The 14,339-nt window shown below is 37.2% G+C and carries 16 protein-coding genes; 9 read left to right on the top strand and 7 right to left on the bottom strand.

Going from position 1 to position 14,339, the window contains the following annotated elements; translation table 11 throughout:
- The first annotated feature begins 111 nt into the window (after nucleotides 1-111).
- Nucleotides 112-1,296 (top strand): lipid-A-disaccharide synthase, encoded by a 1,185-nt coding sequence (lpxB, locus tag F927_RS01375; protein WP_017394737.1) that lies wholly within the window; start codon nucleotides 112-114, stop codon nucleotides 1,294-1,296.
- A gap of 32 nt (nucleotides 1,297-1,328) precedes the next feature.
- Here lpxB and F927_RS01370 read toward each other — a convergent pair whose 3' ends face one another.
- Nucleotides 1,329-2,198 carry a DUF2797 domain-containing protein gene (locus tag F927_RS01370; RefSeq protein ID WP_005080812.1) on the bottom strand — a complete coding sequence of 290 codons (870 nt, stop codon included), beginning with the start codon at nucleotides 2,196-2,198 and terminating at the stop codon, nucleotides 1,329-1,331.
- A gap of 38 nt (nucleotides 2,199-2,236) precedes the next feature.
- On the opposite strand from F927_RS01370, the gene F927_RS01365 reads away from it, so the two are divergent.
- Both F927_RS01365 and F927_RS01360 read left to right on the top strand, forming a co-directional pair.
- Complete coding sequence (locus F927_RS01365; RefSeq protein ID WP_005080811.1) at nucleotides 2,237-2,698, top strand: DUF6231 family protein; 462 nt, start codon at nucleotides 2,237-2,239, stop codon at nucleotides 2,696-2,698.
- A 147-nt stretch (nucleotides 2,699-2,845) separates the two neighbouring features.
- A complete protein-coding gene (locus F927_RS01360; protein ID WP_004639083.1) occupies nucleotides 2,846-3,445 on the top strand; it encodes a YidB family protein in 600 nt (199 codons plus the stop codon).
- 63 nt (nucleotides 3,446-3,508) lie between these two features.
- On the opposite strand, the gene F927_RS01355 is transcribed toward F927_RS01360, so the two are convergent.
- The 3 genes from F927_RS01355 to F927_RS01345 form a co-directional block, all read right to left on the bottom strand.
- Nucleotides 3,509-4,597: a porin gene (locus F927_RS01355; RefSeq protein WP_005080809.1), complete on the bottom strand. Its 1,089-nt coding sequence runs from the start codon at nucleotides 4,595-4,597 to the stop codon at nucleotides 3,509-3,511.
- Between the two features lie 255 nt (nucleotides 4,598-4,852).
- Complete coding sequence (locus tag F927_RS01350) at nucleotides 4,853-5,266, bottom strand: HIT family protein (protein ID WP_004639088.1); 414 nt, start codon at nucleotides 5,264-5,266, stop codon at nucleotides 4,853-4,855.
- 71 nt (nucleotides 5,267-5,337) lie between these two features.
- Entirely contained in the window at nucleotides 5,338-5,607 is a 270-nt protein-coding gene (locus F927_RS01345; protein WP_004639089.1) for a YARHG domain-containing protein, read from the bottom strand.
- A gap of 360 nt (nucleotides 5,608-5,967) precedes the next feature.
- On the opposite strand from F927_RS01345, the gene F927_RS17325 reads away from it, so the two are divergent.
- Entirely contained in the window at nucleotides 5,968-6,180 is a 213-nt protein-coding gene (locus F927_RS17325; protein WP_017394736.1) for a hypothetical protein, read from the top strand.
- Between the two features lie 207 nt (nucleotides 6,181-6,387).
- A complete protein-coding gene (locus F927_RS01335; RefSeq protein ID WP_004639095.1) occupies nucleotides 6,388-6,669 on the top strand; it encodes a hypothetical protein in 282 nt (93 codons plus the stop codon).
- A gap of 78 nt (nucleotides 6,670-6,747) precedes the next feature.
- On the opposite strand, the gene F927_RS01330 is transcribed toward F927_RS01335, so the two are convergent.
- From F927_RS01330 to F927_RS01320, 3 genes are all read right to left on the bottom strand, one after another.
- On the bottom strand, nucleotides 6,748-8,157 hold the full coding sequence (locus F927_RS01330; RefSeq protein WP_005080804.1) for a molybdopterin-binding domain-containing protein: 1,410 nt from the start codon (nucleotides 8,155-8,157) through the stop codon (nucleotides 6,748-6,750).
- 326 nt (nucleotides 8,158-8,483) lie between these two features.
- A complete protein-coding gene (locus F927_RS01325; RefSeq protein WP_005080803.1) occupies nucleotides 8,484-9,356 on the bottom strand; it encodes an NAD(P)-dependent oxidoreductase in 873 nt (290 codons plus the stop codon).
- 3 nt (nucleotides 9,357-9,359) lie between these two features.
- Nucleotides 9,360-10,445 carry an alpha/beta fold hydrolase gene (locus F927_RS01320; protein ID WP_005080801.1) on the bottom strand — a complete coding sequence of 362 codons (1,086 nt, stop codon included), beginning with the start codon at nucleotides 10,443-10,445 and terminating at the stop codon, nucleotides 9,360-9,362.
- A gap of 190 nt (nucleotides 10,446-10,635) precedes the next feature.
- Here F927_RS01320 and F927_RS01315 point away from each other — a divergent pair, with 190 nt between their 5' ends.
- The 4 genes from F927_RS01315 (at nucleotide 10,636) to F927_RS01300 (ending at nucleotide 14,290) form a co-directional block, all read left to right on the top strand.
- Nucleotides 10,636-11,823, top strand: a complete 1,188-nt coding sequence (locus F927_RS01315) for an O-succinylhomoserine sulfhydrylase (RefSeq protein ID WP_005080799.1) — start codon at nucleotides 10,636-10,638, stop codon at nucleotides 11,821-11,823.
- 12 nt (nucleotides 11,824-11,835) lie between these two features.
- Entirely contained in the window at nucleotides 11,836-12,165 is a 330-nt protein-coding gene (locus F927_RS01310; RefSeq protein ID WP_004662103.1) for a YbaB/EbfC family nucleoid-associated protein, read from the top strand.
- A gap of 102 nt (nucleotides 12,166-12,267) precedes the next feature.
- The gene (gene recR / locus F927_RS01305) at nucleotides 12,268-12,864 is read left to right on the top strand and encodes a recombination mediator RecR (protein ID WP_004639103.1); all 597 of its coding nucleotides are present in this window, start codon (nucleotides 12,268-12,270) and stop codon (nucleotides 12,862-12,864) included.
- A gap of 283 nt (nucleotides 12,865-13,147) precedes the next feature.
- Nucleotides 13,148-14,290 (top strand): ribonuclease D, encoded by a 1,143-nt coding sequence (locus tag F927_RS01300; RefSeq protein ID WP_004639105.1) that lies wholly within the window; start codon nucleotides 13,148-13,150, stop codon nucleotides 14,288-14,290.
- Nucleotides 14,291-14,339: the final 49 nt, after the last annotated feature.

The raw sequence follows: 14,339 nt of genomic DNA, 5'->3' as shown, positions 1-14,339 counted from the left end.
TATTAGATTGAGATCATTTTCACCAATCGTGAACAAATTACAGTATTTACAGTGATTCGATGTAAAATCATTCTGTTAGAATCTTTTAAACTTTTGAATGGGGCGCAGGTCTTGTTAAAGCAAAAACTAAAAATTGGCATCGTTGTCGGGGAAGTTTCAGGAGATACGCTAGGGGTAAAACTCATGCGGAGTTTTCGCGAACAAGGAATTGATGCTGAATTTGAGGGGATTGGCGGTCCACAAATGATCGCAGAGGGTTTTCATAGCTATTATCCTATGGAAATTTTATCTGTTATGGGGATTGTAGAAGTTTTAAAAGATCTGAAAAAGTTGTTTGCAGTACGCGATGGTTTGGTTGAACGTTGGACAGAGCATCCAGTTGATATTTTTATTGGTATTGACGCGCCTGATTTCAATTTGCGTTTATCGAAAACGATCAAGGAAAAGAATCTACCGATCAAAACAGTACAATACGTAAGCCCATCAGTATGGGCATGGCGTCAGGGTCGTGTTCATGGCATCAAACGTAGTATTAACCTTGTATTATGTCTATTTCCTTTTGAAAAAACATTCTATGAAAATTATGAGGTTGCGGCTGCATTCGTTGGACATCCGCTCGCCAAGCAATTGCCATTAAAAAATCCAATTATTGAAGCAAAACATCAACTCGGCTTATCTGCGGATAAAATACATATTGCTTTATTACCTGGTAGTCGTCGTGGTGAAATTGAACGTTTACTACCTTTACTCACTGGTGCTGCCGAGATTTTACATCGTAAATATCCTGAGTTAGAGTTTTTGATCCCAGCGATTAATGAAGCACGTAAGCATCAAATTGAACAGGGTATTTTAAATCTAGACATCACACTCAAGTCGAAAATTCATATCCTGGAAAACATTAATTCAGAATCAAAAATTGGCCGTATGGTGATGAGTGCCAGTGACATTGTGGCACTTGCATCGGGTACAGCAACGCTGGAAGCCATGCTATTACATCGACCGATGGTAACTTTTTATAAGTTGAATTGGTTAACGTATCTTATTGCAAAATTTTTGGTCAAAATTCCATATTATTCATTACCTAATATTATTGCAGGTAAGAAAGTGATTGAGGAACTTATTCAAGCAGATGCCACGCCACAAAATTTAGCTGCTGAAATTGAAAGATTGATGGATCATGAAACAGCGCACATTCAAATGATGCAGCATTTGAGTATGCATAAACGATTGATTTCTGGAGATACTGAAGATCCAGTTCAAGCGATTTTGCATTGTCTGGAAACAGAGTCGAATTAAAAAAAGGTGGCTTATAAATGCCACCTTTTTACTTATGCACGTAGAATTAACTCATAACCAGTGTATTTACGAATATTGATGACACCAATGTCCAATAATAAATACTGACCTTTAATACCCTGTAATACACCACGGATTTTTGGGGTTTTATCTAAATTCAAGGATTTAATTTTTTCAGGATAATGTTCAACAGGGTAAATGAATTCATGTGGCAATTCATTGTCTAAGAACTCTAAACCCTCATCAAACTCAAGATTTTGACTGAACTCCTCACGAATGCTTTGAATTTTTGGAGCAAACTCCTCGATGATTTGATCACGTTGTTCAACCAAGTTCAGTGGTTCTGCTTCACCTTTAAGGAGTTTTCGCCAGTCAGTCTTGTCTGCAATCTGTGTCCCGAACATGGTTTCCAAATGCCCAGACAATCGACGTGAACCCACTTTCATGATCGGCAGTGCTTGAGTCGCACCTTGGTCTAACCATCGTGTGGGCATATTTACGATACGTGTAATCCCAATTTTGAGCGCACTTGAATTTGCTAAATACACGATATGAGGCTGGAAGCAGACCTGATGTGCAAAATCATCTTCACGGCAAGTACCGAGGTGATAATGACAGGTTTCAGGCTTCATAATACATAAGTCACATTGAGCTTTGGTCTTAAAGCATTTAAAACAATGTCCTTGTGAATATGACTTTGGTGTTTTCGCACCACAAGATGTACAGAAAATATTTCCTGTCCATTCGATCTGTAATTCTTGACCTAGATTAAACGGTAGATCAGTTTCTGAACGATCTAATATAAATTTATATTCAACATTTGCCTTGCGCGTTGATTGATCAGTTACACTATGCGCTGTGAGTGCTGCATGCATTTTATGACAAATGCCTTGTAGTTCCATGAATAAACTCTCATCTTTCTCAATCAAGGGTTGCAGTTATGGCTGAACAAAATGTCATCACTTCTATGCTAGACGATTTATCTCAGGAACAGCCCATACATACTGCACTTTGTATCGGTCAACAGATTGACCAAAATGCTTCAATTCAATGGCATCATTTTAACGTAACTGACTTTTTAAATCTGCCTTTTACTCAGCGTTATGATTTAGGTTTTGTATTATTTGACACCGAAGAAATGCAAAATATTACAGAAACACAAAAAGCACAGTTATTGGTAAGGTTACGTGACCTTATGGCAAAACGAATTGTGGTTGTGAGTAAAATTGATGACGAAAAGTTATTACGTTCACTTGGTTTCACTCAATTAATTGATAAAACAACACATGAAAGCAATTTTGCTTTGTGGCAGTTTAATATTTTGACCTATAAGCATGTGCCAGATTGGTTCAATTCCAAGTTTTGGGCAAACCCAGAAAACTGGGATAAATTCCGTTGGTAAATATCATGAACTGTTGAACTATTTGATCGCTATCATCTGATTGAGTGTCTGTTCAAGTTCTTGCAAAATTTAACAATTCAATTTTGTTCTATACTTTCAAAGCAGCGTATGCTTTTTGGATAAATATTCCAAAGGAACATATGCGTCATGACAGATTTAAGCAATATTGTTGAAATGTTAGCAAAACAAGCTTTAGGCGGTCAGCAACAATCGAGTAGTGGGCTAGGTGGTATTCTTGGTTCTGTATTAGGACAAATGGGTGGACAACAGGGCAACTCCAATCAACAAGGCGGTTTGGGCGGAATACTTGGTTCTGTGCTGGGTCAATTGAATGGTGGTAATCAACAAAGTAGCGCCAAAGGTGGAAATTCAGCCCAAACTTTGCTTATAGCCGTTTTGCCCCTAATTTTGGCTTGGATTCAAAAACAAGGCGGTTTGCAAGGTGCGTTGGACAAATTAAAAAATGCAGGTTTGGCGAACCAAGTACAAAGTTGGGTTGATCCTAATCAGCCAAATAATACAGATATACCAACTCAAAACATGCAAAGTTTATTTGATGACCAAGATGTTGAGCAAGTTGCACAGCAAACTCAGGCGCCTAAACAAGCCATTTATGGCGCAATTGCATCGGTTTTACCGCAGGTGATCGACTCTTTAACGCCACAAGGGAGTGGTACTAATCCACAAGAAGCGAATAATGATATTCAAAATGTTTTGAATCTAGTGAGTGGTTTTTTGAAGAAGTAACAGTATTAGTAAGTAAAAAAGGGCATAAAGCCCTTTTTTACTGATTAGGAAACAATCTTCATATTAGAAGTTATATTCCATACCTAGACCGATAACAGTTTTCTTATCATCTTTCACTAACCAATCACGTTTTTGCTGACCAACTACGCCATAGAAACGTGCTTCTTTATTAATTTGATAATCAGCACCTAGACCATAAAGATCTTGTTTACGATCATCACGACCATTCGACTCTGTCGTAGCAGAAATATACTGTGCTTTTAACTTAATCGGAGTAGAAGGGATTTTGTATGCTGCTGTTACACCATATGCATCTTCTTGTAGGCCTTTATAAGAGGTTACATCAGAACCACTGGTTGTCGTCACAGTATCGTCTGTAGGTTGAGCAGTTTGCCATAAAGCGCCCAAAACAAAACCATCAAAACCTAATTTCGTGAAATCAAGTGAACCTGTTACACGGATAGCATCTGTATAGATACCAGATAATCCATATGCGCCATATTTAGAAGCGATGCCATAGTTTCCTGCTACTGCAGCAGCTAAACCATAATCTTTGTTGTCGTAAGTGATCGAAGCAGAAACACCGTCTCCAAAACCATCACGACTGCCTTTGTAACCATTAGCTGCATTTTCTTTAGTAGAAGACTCTTCACCTTGTTGGAACATGATGTTGAAAGCCAAACCACCTAATAATTTTTTATCTGTTTCAAAGCCAATCACATTTTTTAAACGATCTTCACCAGCTAAAATAGCAGTCATATCGAGTTCATTGTGATCGTTATAAATATCTTGGTTATTACCAGCTGCTGTTTTAAAATAAGAGTCGTATTGACCAACTTTTAATGTACCTACGCCTTCTGATTTAATACCGATAAAGCGATTACGGTTCGTGAAAGATTGGCTTTGGTCACCATCAGCATCAATTTGCCATTCGATTAAGTAAACAGCAGAAAGGTTTTCAGTTAATTTTTCTTCGCCTTTTACACCAATTCGAGATGCATTTGAGTTTACTTTTGTTACGCTTTCGTCTTTAAAGCCATTCTTATCAATTTGATCGAGCGTCACATTGAGCTTACCATACAATGTTGGTGCTGCTTGCGCTGCATTCATGGCTAATGTTGCTACAGTAGCAGCAAGAAGCAATTTTTTCATTGAGATTTCTCCAAAACACTTTTTTGTAAATGGCTGTTGCCTTAGTTACTGTTATAAGTTTGCTTATGTACAAAAAGTTACATAGCTCACTAACTTGTATGCAGTATCGGTAAACTTTGTGACAAAGAAGTGAAGGAAAAATGACAGTTTTATGACGGTTAAGTTCGGATTAAAACTAGATTTATTGTTGATTTTTATACAAATAGTCAAAAATTAAAAACGGAGCAGAAGCTCCGTTTTTAATGATTTCAAAACTTAAAGAGCAGCTTTGATCTTTTCAGCCAGCATTTTAATCTTTTCTTGATCACCCATTTGAGCTGCATGGCGACCAAGCTCATGGATTGAACTTGGAATCAGATGAAAATGTATATGCGGTACAGTTTGACCAGCAGCAGCACCGTTTAGTTGCATTAATACAATGCCTTTTACGTCTAGCGCCTTTTCCATCGCTTGAGCAATTTTCTGCACGATTTGAATCGTATAAGCAGCGGCATCGGCAGGAAGGTCTAGCAGGGTAACGGCTGGGGTCTTTGGAATCACTAAAGTGTGACCATCGGCTTGAGGCATGATATCCATAAAAGCAAGAACTTGTTCATCTTCATAAACTTTTATCGCTGGTAATTCACCACGCAGGATTCTTGCAAAAATATTTTGGTCATCGTATGCCATGATTAATCCTTTAAAATAATTCTCATGGAGCGAATCGATAATTTTTATCGACATTAGCCTAGAGAATATGCTTATTTACAATTCAATTCTTTTTGACGCGCTTTAATTTCATCTAAGCGTTGTTGTTCTTTTTCAGAAAACTTAGGCTTAGTTGTGTGGCAGTTTTCATTACCGTATTTTGCTTTTGCATCAGCATCTTTGAAGCAGAAGCCTTTAGAGGCATAGATAAGGTTATAGTTATCTTGTAACTTTTTACATTCTTGCTCTGAAGCGGAAGCTTGCATACTGAAACTTGTCAGTGCGGCGAAACTTGCAAAAACTGCAACTGTAAACTTCTTCATGAGGTATTCCTCTCGTTATGAATAAGCACTAAGTTGAACCTAGTGCATGTACTAATATAAGGTTTATTGATGAAATTTCAATAAAACTATATTATTTGAGTGTAATTTTACTCCATAATTTATTCTTAATTATAGTAAAAATTGTTTTATATCAATATCTTTTGAGAAATTTTGACATAGTAGACTCTTTGGTTTTTTTAGACAGATTTGTCTGATCTGTTTTCTGGTTTTTTAAATTTAATTCAAGCGATTTTGCATTTTTAGTTAAAGTTTTGATGTTATAACTCATAAATTTTAGTCATAAGACATTCACGGAATAGTTTGTTAGATTATGTGACTTTTATAGTAATCAATGGAATTATGAAGACATTTTTAATTGCGTTTACACTGGGGTTAGGGCTTGTTGGCTGTGTATCTTCGAATTATGAAAGTATAAATAAAGCTCCAGTTGTTCCTAAGAACGAAGCTTACAATACCTTTAAAATGCCTGAGCATGGGGTTATTACGGATCAGGATGTACATAACTTACCTGAACATGCAGATCTGAATACGAAATACACGATAAGTTTCTGAGTAAAAAAATTAGTTAGAGATTTTACATAACAAAGTCCTTGAACTTTAGGGTTCAAGGTCAGAGAAATACTAAATTTAGTTACCTAGACCAACGGATTATGAGTCCGCTGCTCTATGCAACGATAGAGTAAAGCATCAGTTTTTTGTAATGACTTTGTTTTTACTGTTTGGTAAATTATGTGAATTAAATAATAAGAGTTTTATAGAATGAAATACTTAATACTCGCAATAATTTCAATTTTAATGTCAGTCACTACTTTTGCCAGAGAAACGAATTCAATGCGTTCGGCCTATGAGCTTGTTAGCATTGGAGATAGTGAAAGTGATTTACTTAGAAAAATGGGGAAGTCTTATCCAAGATATTTCAAACATAGAGATGGTCGGTCTTTCTGTAATGCAACAGAATATGTTTATGAGATTGATATGCAGGTTTATACGGTTTGGGTATGTAATGGAAAGATATTTAAAATTGATGTGAATAATAAATAATTTTGCTAATAAAAAACCATGACAAAAATTAAGTTATGGTTTTTTATACGATGTATAACCTTTGTTATAAATTTACATTTAATCAATCTTCATAAAATAAATCATTTCATTTGCTTGAATTGGCTGTTCAGAAAAAGGGATGATTGCAATACAGTTTGCGGTAAGAAATGGTTGGATTTGATACGAATTCTGCTGTTCAATCATTTCTAAGGAATATTCGCCATCATCGTGTAGTTGATATTTGCCCCATAACAATTTCTTTTGACTGGAATCTGTTTCAATTTTTTGTTTGGTGAAACCCTTTATAAATGTTTTGTTGAAAAAATCGACGTCATTTTTATTTAAGATATACTTCACCATGAAATGCATGAGTAAGGCAATGTCTTGCATATCACCTGGTAGATTAATGATCGTCGCTTTATCTTCGGTGACAACGGTTTTAGAGCCTCTCGGATTACCTTGATCATCAAAGAGCGGTACGATTTCACGCACTTGAGGAGTTCTAGGCATACTTCTAATAATGCCCATTTCAGCAGCAGGGATAGAGCGTGTTTGAAAATTTGAGGGCATACTGCCAGGATCAAAAGTCGTAAATCTACCGATCGAAAATACAGAACCACCAATATTCTTATGTGTACATAGAATCATGACATCAAAATTAGGAATATGTTCTTCAAAAAAAAGATTATAACTTTCCCAATCTGTTGTTAATGTTTCATCTAAAGTAAGGTCTTTTTCTTTCTTAAGGCTATTGAACGCTGAATCATAACGCTGTGGTTTAAGCAGTTTTATCTCGACATGATCGTAACCCCACGTTTTTAAAACGTCTTTAACGTACAAGCTTTCTTCACAAAGTGAATGCTTCTCATCAAAACTATGCATACTCACAACTAGAATTCGTGGATTTCTATAAATTGTGAGTTCTTTAATTCCAGCACGTCTGAGTGCAATCAATTTTTCTGGTGAGACTTTTTCATTTTTGGCTAAGATTAGATCACCTCGTTTAATTACACTGCCTTGCTGGATGATGCCTTGCATTGTTAAGACAGGTGCTATAATTTTTTTATTATCATAATCAGAAATATCTAAACGATCATCGTCTTCTGCAATAACAGCATCAACAGATTCAGGTAATTTCGTATATTGTGGAATCCTGAGTAGATTTTTACCACTCAGATCTAGTTTATATGGGTTCACTGAACGATAGAGTTGTGATCCCCAGCAGTACAGGTTATCGATTAATACTGGCCGTTGTTTACTTGCAGCTTGAGTTAATTCTGAACTAATAGCCCAACCAGTGTAAGCAGATAGGTTATGTGTTGGATAGTCCTGTAAAGCATAAATATCAGCTGCATTTACTTGATTAAGCGCCATTTGTAAGTCTATAGTATCCTTTAGTTCCCCTAGAGGAAGCTGCATAAAAAGGCGATAATAAATTGTAGTCAGATCATATGGAAGATCTTCAGGTACAGGAAATTTATTAAGCATGAATGTAAACCCAAGATACATCTAAAATTAGTAGCTGTGATTAGCTGTTAAGGTAAATACTGCAACTAAACCCAATATGAATTATGTTATATTTAACATGAAATTTAATATATTTAAGTGAAAAAATTCCAAAATAAATTATTCAAATATTTTGAAGTTAAGAGAAATAATAAACTAAAAAATATAAAATTAATTGCTTAAATATATTGGTTTTTTGTGATTAATAAATAGTTTATTATTCTATTTTTCTGAATTACGTTAAAAAAACCGCTCAAAATAGCTGTTTTTTTAACGTAATAATTAAATGGAATTTTTAAGTTATAGATTTATTCCAATGTAATTTTACTCCATGATTCATACATTTTCACGGCAGCCGAAAAGTCACTATTAGGCTCAGCCGTTAAACTTGCCGCTTGGATTAGACTTTGTGTCAAAGAGAGGATTGGTGCAGGTAGTTTTGCATCATGAACTAAATCTAAAGCAATTCCAGTATCTTTCGCTAGCAATGGTAGAGCAAAGGTCACAGGAAATTCACGGCTTAACACACGTTGCGGAAAAATATTTTCTGTGACAAGACTTTTACCACTCGATGCATTGATACAATTTAATGCTGCATCGAGATTTACACCATGTGCTTTTAGAGTAGAAAAGCCTTCTGCGACTGACCATAAATTCACGGCGAGCAGCATATTATTAATTGCTTTTACTGCAAAACCAGCGCCAGAATCGCCCACATGTTGAATCAACTTACCTAATGCCGCCATCGCTGGGTATGCACGTTCAAATGCATTAACATCGCCACCCACCATAAAAGTTAAAGTGGCATTTTCAGCACCAATCGTTTGACCACTTACAGGAGCATCAAGAAAATCGATATTTTGAGGCTTTAACTTTTCAGCTAACCGCTGAGCAGCCTCTGGCACTCCACTGGTACAGTCGATCCAAATCGCACCTGATTTAATTTCAACACTGTCAATTAATGTTTCAACATCTTGGCTCGTGGGCAAACAAGAAAAAATAATATCTGCTTGTACAGCTTCGGATAGTTCAACTGCTGTGGTTCCGTATTCTGTTGCATGTTGTTTAGCTTTGCTGAAATTTCGATTCCAAACCAAGACTGTATCGAAATGTTTGGGTAAATGTGCCGCCATGCGATAGCCCATAGCGCCTAAACCGATAAATGCAACAGATTGAATCATTGTCTACCTTCTTATTAGAGTTGATCGTTCTGATAGCCAATTTGTAAGTGTTGGCCAGAACTCAATTGAACTATTTTGACTAGACATTAAACCTAAATGTCCGCCCGGTATCAAGGTAAACGTCACATCTTGGCTACTTGTCAGTTGTGTCAAAGGAAAAGCGGCATCTGCTGTAACCAATTGATCACTTTTCCCTGCACCGACCAAAAGTGAGCAATGAATATTTTTCAATTCAATGGTTTTGTTCTTTAAGGTTATTGCGCCGTTCTTCAAAGGATTTTGCATCCAGACATTAAATAGCATGTCTTGGTTAATACCACCCGGATAATCGATCATGTTGTTTAAAAAATGGCTCAGTGTTGCATCTTCTTGGACAAGTTTAAGGTTATCCAAGTTTTTTAATAATTGGATGTTGCCATCAATCCAGCCTTTAGGATCAAGGAGTTTAAATCCAAGGGAGTTTAAAAAACCCGGAGAATGGATCATTACTTTTGGTAAGCGGTTATAAATGTAATCTTTAATTTTTTCATTTCGTGAGGTCACATAAGCGAGTGTTTTATAAAGTTTGCCGATATAACCAGATGCATAACTATCAATTGGGCTACCAAGCACCACGAGATTTTTAACAGCATTAGGTTGATGTCGTGCAGTATAAAGCGTGACAAAGATACCAGCCATACTCCAACCATGTAGTGAAATTTTTTCAGATTTAGAATGCTTTTGAATTGCTTCAATACAACGTGGAATAAACTTATCAAGAAAGGAAAGAAAATTAATTTGATAATTTTTATAGGTGAGCTTACCCCAATCAATCAGATAGACATCAAAACCAGCCTCTTGGAAGTGTTTGACTAAAGAGCGATAAGGATAGAGGTCATAGATATCCATATTGATGGCGAGTGGAGCAACAAAAACCAGGGGCTCTTTGTAGCGTTTATTCTCAGATGCATAAAAACGTACACGGGTTTGTTTAAATTGAGCGATGACTTGATAGGGTGTTGATTGGGACAGCACGAGTTTGTCAGATTCAAATACGCGCATAGCGAGATGTTTAAAATTTATTTTTTGCTGTTCCACAAGCGATTTCATCTATGAAAGTCTCATCATGAGTCAAGATTGCACGAAGTCTAAGCGATAATTTCATCTTATGCCTTGACCTTAAATACATTAGGCGATCAAAATGTTGGCATATTTAGACAGGATTTGATAACCCTTTATAAAAATTATTACTTTTTTATAAAGGAAGATTGAGACCATTGATCATAAGGCATACAAAACGATGAATCCAAGCGATGATTTAGAATACCAACTTGAAACACTGGCCATTCGTACTGGGCATGATCGTACCTTTGAAGGTGAACACAGTGAACCTATCTTTTTAACGTCATCGTTTGTCTGCGAGAGTGCTGCCGATGCTGCTGCCAAGTTTTCTGGGCAAATCGCGGGGAATACATATTCACGGTATACCAATCCGACTGTACAGGCATTTGAGAAGCGTTTAGCGGTGCTTGATGGTGCAGAACGTGCTGTAGCGACCAGTTCAGGTATGGCGGCAGTGCATGCGATCTGTATGGCGTATCTGAAAGCAGGCGATCATGTGATTTGCTCACGCGCTGTATTTGGTTCAATCATCGCTTTGTTTGAAAAATACGTTGCTAAATTCGCAGTTGAAGTGACTTTTGTTGATTTGGGCGATCTTGAGGAATGGAAACAAGCGATTCGTCCAAATACGCGTTTATTATTTATAGAAACACCATCGAATCCATTGGCGCAAGTGGGTGATATGCAGGCAATTGCGGATATTGCACATGCACATGGTGCTTTGTTTGCAGTAGATAACTGTTTCTGTACACCAGTATTACAGCAACCAATTAAGTTTGGTGCAGATTTAGTTTTATACTCAGCAACGAAGTATATCGATGGTCAAGGTCGTGCTTTGGGTGGTGCAGTAGTTGGAAAGCATGACCTGCTTGAAGAGATTAATGGGGTTATTCGTACCCTAGGTAACTCAATGAGTCCATTCAATGCTTGGATTTTCTTAAAAGGCTTAGAAACGCTGAGCATTCGAATGAAAGCCCATTGTGAAAATGCGCAGAAATTGGCTGAGTGGTTACAACAGCATGATAAAGTGGAAAAAGTTTATTATGCGGGTTTACCAAATCATCCAGGCCATGAGCTTGCCAAGAAACAGCAAAAAGGTTTTGGTGGCGTGGTATCGTTTGTAGTGAAAGGTGAGCGTCAAGCTGCTTGGACGGTGATTGATAATACTCGTTTCTTGTCCATTACCAGTAATCTAGGTGACGTTAAGTCAACAATTACCCATCCAGCAACCACCTCACATGGTAGAATGTCGGCTGAAGCTAAACAAGCCGCAGGAATTGAAGAAGGCTTAATTCGTGTGTCTGTCGGTTTAGAGGACATTAATGATATTATTCGTGATTTATCACGCGGTTTAGATTTAATTTAACGAGAGAAACTTATGAACATTAATATGCTCATGCAGCAAGCTCAACGCATGCAAAAGGATATGGAATCGAACCTTAAAAAAGCCAAAGAAGAGCTTGCGAACACCGAAGTTCATGCTGAAGCGGGTGGTGGTTTAGTTAAAGTAACGATGACTTGTCGTAATGTGGTGAAACGTATCGAGATTAGTCCAGATCTTTTACAAGATGAAGCCGATATGATTGAAGATCTAATTGCAGCGGCAATGAATGATGCGGCGCGTCAAGCTGAAGCGATTTCTGAAGAGAAGTTGCAAGGTGCAAATTCTGGTATGGGCTTACCGCCAGGTCTATCTGGTTTATTTTAAATCCCTCCCAGCCTCCCTTTCTTGCGATACTCTAATCGCATTTTGGGGAGGGGCTGCTTTCTTTATTAAAGAGGGATTGGCGGAGATTCTGAGAGTTAATTTGTGTTTAGTGAAAGATTTGAACAATTAGTTCAAGCATTGCGTATCCTACCGAGTGTTGGTCCAAAGTCTGCGCAGCGCATGGCATTACATTTATTGATGAAAAACCGTGAAGGAGCATTTGCTTTGTCACATGCTTTGCATGAGGCTTCTAGTCATATTCATGAATGTCATATTTGTCATTCTCTAACAGAAAATGAAATTTGTGATATTTGTGCATCGACTGAGCGTGATGAGCAGTTACTTTGTGTGGTTGAGTCGCCTGCAGATGTGATGGCGATTGAACAAAGTGGTAGTTTTAGAGGTAAATATCATGTCTTGGGTGGACACTTATCACCTTTAGACGGAATTGGCCCTGAAGAAATTGGAATTCCTTATTTGATTCAGCGTTTGAGTGAAGGTAAGGTCCAAGAGGTTATTTTGGCAACCAATGCAACAGTAGAAGGCCAAGCGACAGCGCATTATCTCGTTGAAGCAACCAAGCATTTACCGATTCATATGACACGGATCGCACAAGGTGTACCACAAGGCGGTGAGTTGGAATATGTCGATAGCCATACTTTGAGTCAGGCTGTGCACAACCGAATGCGGATGAAATAATAGTAAAATAACCATTTATAGATATTTATTTTAAATTCATGCTGTTAATTTAAACAAATAATTAACTTTTACATTTTGTCTAACATTATTCTAGATCTATTTAGCGCAATGTATGGCACTATTAGCAGGCGAAAAGGATTTTCGTTTTTTTGATTATAGGGAAGAGGAGTAATTTCATGTGCAAGTGGAATACTGATTGAGTTTTGCGTTTATTTTGTTTGAGTAATCACTGTGTTTTTGCAGTTTGATTGCAAATGGTTCTTTTTATTGTATTTGAGCAAATATGTTTCAGTTTATCCAGCAGCAAGAAGATTTAGCTGTTCTCCTCCACAAAATGGAACATTGTTCCACCTATGCACTTGATACTGAGTTTATTAAGGTTGATACCTTATATCCAAAACTCGGGGTGTGCCAAATTAATCTAGACGGTCAGGTTGCATTGCTTGATGGTACGGTATTAGATCTCACACATTTTTGGGACAAAGTATTCAATGCACAGCAGAATATCTTTCATGCGTGTAGTGAAGATATTGATTTAATTTATCATTATGCTGATCAAAAACCATTACATAATATTTTTGATACACAAGTCGCAATGGCTTTTCTTGGGAATGGTTTGCAGGTTAGCTATCAAAACGCCCTCAAGACTTATTTAGATATTGAGATAGAGAAAGATCAAACACGCTCAGATTGGTTGGCACGTCCGCTAACACCGCAACAAATCAGTTATGCTGCGAATGATGTACTTTATTTACCTAGACTTGCTGAAGCATTAAAACGCGATTTGCAGAGCAAAGGGATATATCACTATGTGTTGGAAGACTGTCAGAATCTCACCAAAGAAATTGGAACAGATACTCCACTCGCCGAGCTGTATACCGATATCGGTAATTATCGCCATTCACGCCGTGAGTTAATGCAATTACAACAATTAAGCATCTGGCGTGAGCAAATTACCAAAGCGATGAATCAACCGCGTAGTTTTATTCTTAAAAACGCAACGATGATTGATTTGGTAGAGAAAAATCCGCGCAATACATTTCAACTTGCTCAAGTCAAAGATATTCGGCCTAATGTTGTGCGTGAGCACGGCAAAATGATTTTAGAACTTTTGAAGTTTTTGCCGCCAGAAGATGAGTGGCCGCTTAGAATTGCACGTCCGATTAAGAATAATTCAAAAGAGTTAGCCCCGAAAGTTGATCAGTTGATTGATGGTATTGTTAATCAAACATCTATACCTAAAGAGGTGTTGTTACGAAAGAAATGGCTTCATGCGATTTATGAGCATGTCGTATTTGGTTTGGACGAACAAGTTTTACCAGATTATTTATTAGGCTGGCGTTATGAGCTTTTAACTAAGCCTCTGATCGCACTTTTGCATCAAGATAGTGAATATTTAGCAATGCAAATGAAAGTCACTCGGTAAAAATACGGTTGCTAAAAAATACGACTCTAGCGTTAACATTCCTTAATGT

Source organism: Acinetobacter haemolyticus CIP 64.3 = MTCC 9819 (assembly GCF_000369065.1).
Classification (GTDB): Bacteria; Pseudomonadota; Gammaproteobacteria; order Pseudomonadales; family Moraxellaceae; genus Acinetobacter; species Acinetobacter haemolyticus.
This window is presented reverse-complemented; position numbering and strand designations above follow the sequence as displayed.

Bases quoted from the DNA above. Each gene is read 5' to 3' on its own strand.
- F927_RS01370 (WP_005080812.1), bottom strand. From the start codon at position 2,198: ATGGAACTACAAGGCATTTGTCATAAAATGCATGCAGCACTCACAGCG.
- F927_RS01365 (WP_005080811.1), top strand. From the start codon at position 2,237: ATGGCTGAACAAAATGTCATCACTTCTATGCTAGACGATTTATCTCAG.
- F927_RS01360 (WP_004639083.1), top strand. From the start codon at position 2,846: ATGACAGATTTAAGCAATATTGTTGAAATGTTAGCAAAACAAGCTTTA.
- F927_RS01355 (WP_005080809.1), bottom strand. From the start codon at position 4,597: ATGAAAAAATTGCTTCTTGCTGCTACTGTAGCAACATTAGCCATGAAT.
- F927_RS01350 (WP_004639088.1), bottom strand. From the start codon at position 5,266: ATGGCATACGATGACCAAAATATTTTTGCAAGAATCCTGCGTGGTGAA.
- F927_RS01345 (WP_004639089.1), bottom strand. From the start codon at position 5,607: ATGAAGAAGTTTACAGTTGCAGTTTTTGCAAGTTTCGCCGCACTGACA.
- F927_RS17325 (WP_017394736.1), top strand. From the start codon at position 5,968: ATGAAGACATTTTTAATTGCGTTTACACTGGGGTTAGGGCTTGTTGGC.
- F927_RS01335 (WP_004639095.1), top strand. From the start codon at position 6,388: ATGAAATACTTAATACTCGCAATAATTTCAATTTTAATGTCAGTCACT.
- F927_RS01330 (WP_005080804.1), bottom strand. From the start codon at position 8,157: ATGCTTAATAAATTTCCTGTACCTGAAGATCTTCCATATGATCTGACT.
- F927_RS01325 (WP_005080803.1), bottom strand. From the start codon at position 9,356: ATGATTCAATCTGTTGCATTTATCGGTTTAGGCGCTATGGGCTATCGC.
- F927_RS01320 (WP_005080801.1), bottom strand. From the start codon at position 10,445: ATGAAATCGCTTGTGGAACAGCAAAAAATAAATTTTAAACATCTCGCT.
- F927_RS01315 (WP_005080799.1), top strand. From the start codon at position 10,636: ATGAATCCAAGCGATGATTTAGAATACCAACTTGAAACACTGGCCATT.
- F927_RS01310 (WP_004662103.1), top strand. From the start codon at position 11,836: ATGAACATTAATATGCTCATGCAGCAAGCTCAACGCATGCAAAAGGAT.
- F927_RS01300 (WP_004639105.1), top strand. From the start codon at position 13,148: ATGTTTCAGTTTATCCAGCAGCAAGAAGATTTAGCTGTTCTCCTCCAC.